Source organism: Sulfuricurvum sp. RIFOXYD12_FULL_44_77 (assembly GCF_001830725.1).
GTDB classification, from domain to species: domain Bacteria; phylum Campylobacterota; class Campylobacteria; order Campylobacterales; family Sulfurimonadaceae; genus Sulfuricurvum; species Sulfuricurvum kujiense_A.
Genome location: NZ_MIBU01000133.1, coordinates 1 through 6,197 on the forward strand (window position 1 = coordinate 1; position 6,197 = coordinate 6,197).

Annotated in this window: 8 protein-coding genes; 3 read left to right on the forward strand and 5 right to left on the reverse strand. The window is 45.8% G+C overall.

The window, feature by feature from the left end:
- Positions 1 to 89: 89 nt before the first annotated feature.
- Genes A2517_RS05550 through A2517_RS05565 form a run of 4 tightly spaced genes read right to left on the reverse strand, consistent with a single transcriptional unit; the run spans position 90 to position 3,335 of the window.
- Positions 90 to 1,403 (reverse strand): DNA recombination protein RmuC, encoded by a 1,314-nt coding sequence (locus A2517_RS05550; RefSeq protein WP_294894959.1) that lies wholly within the window; start codon positions 1,401 to 1,403, stop codon positions 90 to 92.
- A 53-nt stretch (positions 1,404 to 1,456) separates the two neighbouring features.
- The gene (locus tag A2517_RS05555; protein ID WP_294894961.1) at positions 1,457 to 2,374 is read right to left on the reverse strand and encodes an SPFH domain-containing protein; all 918 of its coding nucleotides are present in this window, start codon (positions 2,372 to 2,374) and stop codon (positions 1,457 to 1,459) included.
- Positions 2,375 to 2,390: 16 nt separating this feature from the next.
- Positions 2,391 to 2,825, reverse strand: coding sequence for an NfeD family protein (locus A2517_RS05560; protein WP_294894963.1), 435 nt, complete (start codon positions 2,823 to 2,825; stop codon positions 2,391 to 2,393).
- Between the two features lie 3 nt (positions 2,826 to 2,828).
- Positions 2,829 to 3,335 carry a hypothetical protein gene (locus tag A2517_RS05565; RefSeq protein WP_294894965.1) on the reverse strand — a complete coding sequence of 169 codons (507 nt, stop codon included), beginning with the start codon at positions 3,333 to 3,335 and terminating at the stop codon, positions 2,829 to 2,831.
- A gap of 81 nt (positions 3,336 to 3,416) precedes the next feature.
- Between A2517_RS05565 and A2517_RS05570 the strand changes: the two genes are divergently transcribed.
- On the forward strand, positions 3,417 to 3,815 hold the full coding sequence (locus A2517_RS05570) for a YchJ family metal-binding protein (protein WP_294894967.1): 399 nt from the start codon (positions 3,417 to 3,419) through the stop codon (positions 3,813 to 3,815).
- Here A2517_RS05570 and A2517_RS05575 read toward each other — a convergent pair.
- Entirely contained in the window at positions 3,808 to 4,611 is an 804-nt protein-coding gene (locus A2517_RS05575) for a formylglycine-generating enzyme family protein (protein ID WP_294894968.1), read from the reverse strand. The two genes, A2517_RS05570 and A2517_RS05575, sit on opposite strands and share 8 nt — an antisense overlap.
- 114 nt (positions 4,612 to 4,725) lie before the next feature.
- Here A2517_RS05575 and A2517_RS05580 point away from each other — a divergent pair, with 114 nt between their 5' ends.
- Both A2517_RS05580 and rho read left to right on the forward strand, forming a co-directional pair.
- Positions 4,726 to 5,190 carry a hypothetical protein gene (locus A2517_RS05580; RefSeq protein ID WP_294894970.1) on the forward strand — a complete coding sequence of 155 codons (465 nt, stop codon included), beginning with the start codon at positions 4,726 to 4,728 and terminating at the stop codon, positions 5,188 to 5,190.
- A 125-nt stretch (positions 5,191 to 5,315) separates the two neighbouring features.
- Positions 5,316 to 6,197: transcription termination factor Rho (gene rho / locus A2517_RS05585; protein ID WP_294894972.1), on the forward strand; the 882-nt coding region annotated here is incomplete at its 3' end.

Below are 6,197 nucleotides of genomic sequence, written 5' to 3' on the forward strand. Positions count from 1 at the left end.
TGGGATCGGGATTTATCGGATGGATGGGGGTACTCGCCCTGATGATACTTATCGGAGCATTGTTAAACTCTAAAGTGAAGATTCCGCACCTATAAAAGAATCTCTTCTTCATCTTCGGTATTGGTTACCGAAGAGGGAAGCAACTTCTTCGGCTTCAATCCCAGTTTTCGCATCGACTCGACACGGCGGATCAAATTCCCTTTTCCGGTAGAGAGTTTGTTCATCGCCCCCTCGTAGCTTTTCTGGGTACGTCCGATCTGCTCACCGATTTTCTCCATATCCTCCACAAACGCCACCAGTTTCTCATACAACGCTTCGGCAGATTCGGCAATCGCTTTGGCATTGCGTTCTTGATACTCGCTTCTCCAAATATGCTCGATGGTACGAAGAGTTACAAGCAACGTCGAAGGGGAAACAACGACGATATTTTGTTCGTATGCTGTTTTGAAAAAGGTGTTATCCTGCTCCAGTGCGAGCAAAAATGCCCCCTCAATCGGCATAAAAAGGAGGACAAAATCGAGAGTCCGAACCCCGCTGAGCTGTTCGTACCGTTTACCGCTGAGTCCTTTGATATGGGCGTGAATGGAGAGGAGATGCTGTTTGAGTGCATGAGCACGCTCTTCATCGCTTTCGGCACGGATAAAGGCATCATAGGCAACGAGTGAGACTTTGGAGTCGATAATGATATCTTTGTTTTGAGGGAGATGGACGATAACGTCGGGACGGAACTTTTTCCCCTCTTCATCGCTGTAGGTATTTTGTGTTTCATACTCGTGCCCCTCACGAAGCCCCGATTCTTCGAGTATCCGCTCCAACACAATCTCTCCCCAGTTTCCTTGGGTTTTGTTCTCTCCCTTGAGGGCTTGAGTGAGGTTGATAGCATCTTGGCTGAGCCGTTCATTGAGAGTTTTGAGGCGGAGGATTTCGTCTTTGATACTTTGGCGCTCTTTCGCATCGTGGATAAATTGCTCTTTGCTCTGGGTTGCAAACTGGGCGATCTGCTCACGAAACGGTTTGAGGAGCAAATCAAGCCCTTTCGTATGGGCTTCATCAAACGTTTTCGCTTTTTGTTCGAAAATCTGTGCCGCTAGCTGCTCAAACTGTACTTTCATCTGCACTTTTGCTTCATCAAGGAGGCGTATTTTCTCTTCAAAGGAGCGAGAAGACTCTTCATGACGGGTATGGAGCACCGCGTAATCGCGTTCTAATGAGTGATACTCTTTTTGGGAATTATCAAGATCCATTTGGATTTTTGATTTGAGAGTTTGTTCCTGAAGATAAAGTTCTTGGAGTTGTACTGCACGCGCTTCAAGGAGCGCGTAGTGTTGGCGGGATTGGTTCCACATCCATCCGAGTGTTCCGGCGACTATAAAGGCTATAAGGGTTGTTATTTCGTACATCATAAGGGTGATTATAGCCCATCACTCCTAAGAGGGAAAAAAGTTGGCAAATTGCCCTATTTTTTCTCTCCTAGCGCCGTTCCCAAATATCCCAACGATCCTACTGCACCCGCGAGACTTTGCTGCCAATCGGCAGGCATAAAGACCACTTTAGAGTTATCTGAATCACTCAGATTTTTCACGCTGTCGATGTAGCGTTGAGCGAGGAGATAATGGGGTGCTGCTTCTCCGCCTGTAAACCCTTGAGTAACAATCATCATCGCTTTGCGGTCTCCGTCTGCGAGTTCCACTTTTGCCTGCGCTTCAAGTTTTGCCGCTTCGAGCCGCCCTTGTGCTTCCAAAATAACCGACTCTTTAAGCCCTTCAGCTTTGGCAATCGCTGCTTTTTTCTCTCCGTCTGCGATTAAAATCGCCGCTTCCCGTTCACGATCTGCCGCCGCTTGCCGCTCCATTGCCTCTTGGAGATTTTGGCTCGGACGGATATCTTGGACTTCCAAATTACCCAGAGTGAGCCCCCATCCGCTGAGTGAATCACGGATTTTCTCGGCTACTTGTGCCTTAATTTGATCACGCTGAGAAAGGGACTCGTTCAACGTCATCCCCCCGATTACCGCACGAAGGGTCGTCGTGGTCATATTTCCCACCGCACTCTCAAAATTACTGATCGAATACGATGCCTTTCCCGGATCGGTAACGCGGTAAAAAACCACCGCACTGATAATGACAACGGCATTATCTTTGGTGATGACCTCTTGTTCACGCGTTTGCTGAATCAGCTCTTTGGTGACGATTTTATACCCGACAATATCCACAATCGGAATCAACAGGTGCAACCCCGGTAACAATGTCGTATGGTATTTACCCAACCGCTCGACAACCCACTCTTCCCCTTGAGGAACGATACGTACCATTTGCGAGAGCGTATACACCACCGCCACCATTAATACTAACGGAAAAAGAAGACTTACATCCATGACGATACCCTTTGATTTAAATTTTTTCGACGATAAGCGAATTGCCGTTTACTTTTACAATCCGTATCTCACTGTTAACCTCGATGATCCCATCCGCACTCACCGCAGGCCAATGACGCCCCCCGATCACAGGCTCATATAAAGAAACTTCCCCCTCTTGATGGGGTGATATCTCGGTTAATGCTACCCCTTTTATCCCGACAAACTCATTATGGGTCCCCACCGCATCTTGAGGCTCATCTCCCAAACCCCGCTTTTTGAACACTATTGCCCCGATCATCATAAATGCCGAAGCAATAATCAACTGCCAAAAGAGTGATTCAGGGAGGAAAAACGATACTGCCGCCGCCGCTAAAAAACCCACCCCCGCAAACAACGCGAAAAAAGTGGGCATCATCATTTCAACCACAAATGCGATAACCCCTAAAATAAGCCAAATATAATATGACATCCTTTACCCCTGCATTTCGATAGCGGCATACCGTTTTTCGAGTGCCGTTAATTCTTCAAATTTAGGTCCATTCACCAATTTTAAAAAGATCCCAAAACCGATGAGTAGCAAAGGTACTTCCAATTGTCCCCCTATCAAATACAAAATGATCCCTCCGATCGTTACAGCTTCACATATACTCCATAAAATAAATAATGTAGACATGTAATTTGAAAAGAATGAGGGCTGATTTGATTTTTCAGCAACTTCATTTTTTTTAAATATTTGATCTGATGATAACAACTTTGGTCGTAAGTAGCGAATCATTCCGATAGCTAATAAAGTATACGCAAAGATTCCGTACGTCACGCTCGTTAATGTTGATACATCGTTAATAGTAGGAGGAATTGGTGCATACAAATGTATAAACACGATTACAACCCCGTATGTAAAGCTACCCATGATCATGGCATAATGAATAAATCGAAATGATCGAAGTTTTTCTCGAATAAGCGCATGTATATCTTCCATACCTGTCCTTTTTTGAATAATTACGACATAGCATACAACTTCAATACTTACGCTATAATAAACTAAAAAAAACGAACTTAAATGAAAATATCATCCAATGCCTTATGTCCTTGTCACAGCGGTAAAAAATACAAGCAATGTTGTCAGCCCTACCATAGAGGTATTCTCCCCTCTACTGCAGAAAAGCTAATGCGATCACGCTACAGTGCCTTTGCTCTGGGTTTAGCGGAGTACATTATGGCAACTACCCATCCGAACAACTCTGATTACACGGAAGAGACAGAGAGGTGGAGAAAAAGCATTTTGAATTTCTCGCAGACTACCCGCTTTTTAGGTTTGAAAATAGGTGAATTTAGTGATGGCAAGGAGGAAGCGTTTGTGAGATTTGAAGCAATTTTGGATGGCGGCTCCTTGTGTGAAAAGAGCCGTTTTTTAAACGTTGAGGGAAAATGGCTTTATGAGAGCGGTACGTTTATTTAAACGGATTTCCATTAATCACCAATCGAAATCCGATATCATTGGCTACGAGATCGGGGCGCGAATATCCCCGAAACGCACTGCGCAAACATAAGTACCCTGTTTTATAGCTTCCGCCGCGACGTACTTTAAACGATTCCCCCTCGGCTCCGCCGATACGGGGGCTGCCGTCGGTTGGGGCGCCGTTGTAGTTAGCGAAAAAATCATCTTCGCACCACTCCCATACGTTCCCCAAAAGTCCGTAAATTCCCAGTCGATTTGGAGCTTTGCCGTCGACCACCGCCGTTCTTCCGTTCGAACTGTACTCATAAATCGCATAATCATCGAGCAATGCTTCCGAATCTCCGAATGAAAATCGGGTATTCCCCCCCGCTTTGGTGACATATTCCCACTGTGCTTCGGTCGGTAACGCGTAAAAGCGGGTTTTCCCTTCATAGCGGTTAAGCAGTTCCACATAGGCTTTGGCGTCGAACCAGCTTACCTGCTCCACCGGATGACGGCGGGAGCTCTCCTCTTCGACTTTGTCATTTTTGAAAAAAGAGGGGTTAACGCGGGTCAGTTTGAAATACTGTTCTTGGGTTATCGGATACTTCGCAATCCAAAATCCGCCCAGTTTTACAGAATGGGCGGGAGATTCCACCTCTCCCCCTTCGTTATACTGCGGATTGCGCCCCATCGTATATTCGCCGCCATCGATGTAGAGAAACTCCATACCGATCGAATTCGTAAAATTTCTGGGAGTCTCTACCGCTGCAACAACGGTAGTTTCTTCGGATTTCTTGGTAAAAAAATCGAACAAGATGAACCTTTTAAAATATCTTTATTGCTTTTCTAAAAACAGACATAGCAAAAACCGTTCACATCTTCAACTCTCTCCTCTCTACTTTCTCTATTTTCAGATAAAATATTTTGTATGAAATTCTTTCTTACTCTCATTCTCTTCCTATCGTGTATTAATGCAAAAGAGGTTGAACTCTATGCAACGGTGGGAATGCTCTCCCACCATTTCGGCACGAATGAGAGCGGAAATGACTATAATGAAAACCATAAAGCCTTCGGCGCCGAAGCGGTGCTCGATCAGCGCTACACCCTCGCCTATCTCCACTTTATCAACTCTCGTGACAAAACGACCGACATCATCGCCCTCGGATATCGCTACGATTTTATTGACTCTTTTGGAATTTACGGCGTAGTCGGATACCAAAGAGGATATTGTTTTGACGGTTTGAAATCGGTTGAATGCACCGAGGGCAAAGACAACTCCGGTATCGCCTTTATGCCGATGCTCTATTACCGCCACAAATATTTTATAGTCGACTTCATAACGCAAGGGAGTATGGTTGCTCTCAAATTCAATCTTAAACTCTATCCGTACTAAATACTATCCTTTCTTGACAACCCGCTTCACTATAGTTTATAATGTCGGAACAAAACAATGACCTGTCAATGACATCTCACCTAGAACTCGCCGATTAAATCCACACACTTTAAGGCACTCCACGCATGAGCGATACCGCAAAAACTCCTCGAAACAACTCTAAGAATCGTACCCACATCCCTGTTGATGGATTCACGATTGAAGCCCTCCGTACTAAAAAGCTCGAAGATCTCCTAGAGATTGCCGCCTCGTTAAATATTGAAGATCCTAACGAACTCAAACGTCAAGATCTCATTTTTGAAATTCTAAAAACACAGGTACAGCAGGGAGGATTCATCCTCTTTACCGGTATTTTGGAGATTATGCAAGACGGCTACGGCTTCTTGCGTGCGGTAGACCAAAGCTTCAGCGACTCGATGCACGATGCCTATGTATCGAGCACCCAAATCCGCCGCTTTGCTCTGCGTAACGGAGATATCGTTACGGGACAGGTTCGTGCGCCGAAAGACCAAGAGCGCTACTACGCCCTTCTCAAAGTCGAAGCGATCAACTACCTCCCTCCCGAAGAGTCTAAAAAACGTCCGTTATTCGAAAACCTTACCCCTCTTTATGCGTTGGAGCAGATCAAACTCGAATATCAGCCGACTAAACTAACGGGACGGATGATGGATTTGTTCTCTCCTATCGGTAAAGGGCAACGCGGTCTTATCGTCGCACCTCCACGCTCCGGGAAAACAGAACTGATGAAAGAGATCGCCCACGGTATCACCAGCAACCATCCCGAAATCGAACTGATGGTTCTTCTCGTCGACGAACGTCCCGAAGAGGTCACCGATATGGAACGCTCCGTCAAAGGGGAAGTCTACAGCTCAACCTTCGATGAACCGGCAAAAAACCACGTTAAAGTGGCTGAAATGGTGATCGAGCGGGCAAAACGACGTGTTGAGCTTGGCAAAGACGTCGTGATCCTCCTCGACTCCATCACCCGACTTGCTCGTGCCTACAAT

Bases quoted from the DNA above. Each gene is read 5' to 3' on its own strand.
- A2517_RS05550 (WP_294894959.1), bottom strand. From the start codon at position 1,403: ATGATGTACGAAATAACAACCCTTATAGCCTTTATAGTCGCCGGAACA.
- A2517_RS05555 (WP_294894961.1), bottom strand. From the start codon at position 2,374: ATGGATGTAAGTCTTCTTTTTCCGTTAGTATTAATGGTGGCGGTGGTG.
- A2517_RS05560 (WP_294894963.1), bottom strand. From the start codon at position 2,825: ATGTCATATTATATTTGGCTTATTTTAGGGGTTATCGCATTTGTGGTT.
- A2517_RS05565 (WP_294894965.1), bottom strand. From the start codon at position 3,335: ATGGAAGATATACATGCGCTTATTCGAGAAAAACTTCGATCATTTCGA.
- A2517_RS05570 (WP_294894967.1), top strand. From the start codon at position 3,417: ATGAAAATATCATCCAATGCCTTATGTCCTTGTCACAGCGGTAAAAAA.
- A2517_RS05580 (WP_294894970.1), top strand. From the start codon at position 4,726: ATGAAATTCTTTCTTACTCTCATTCTCTTCCTATCGTGTATTAATGCA.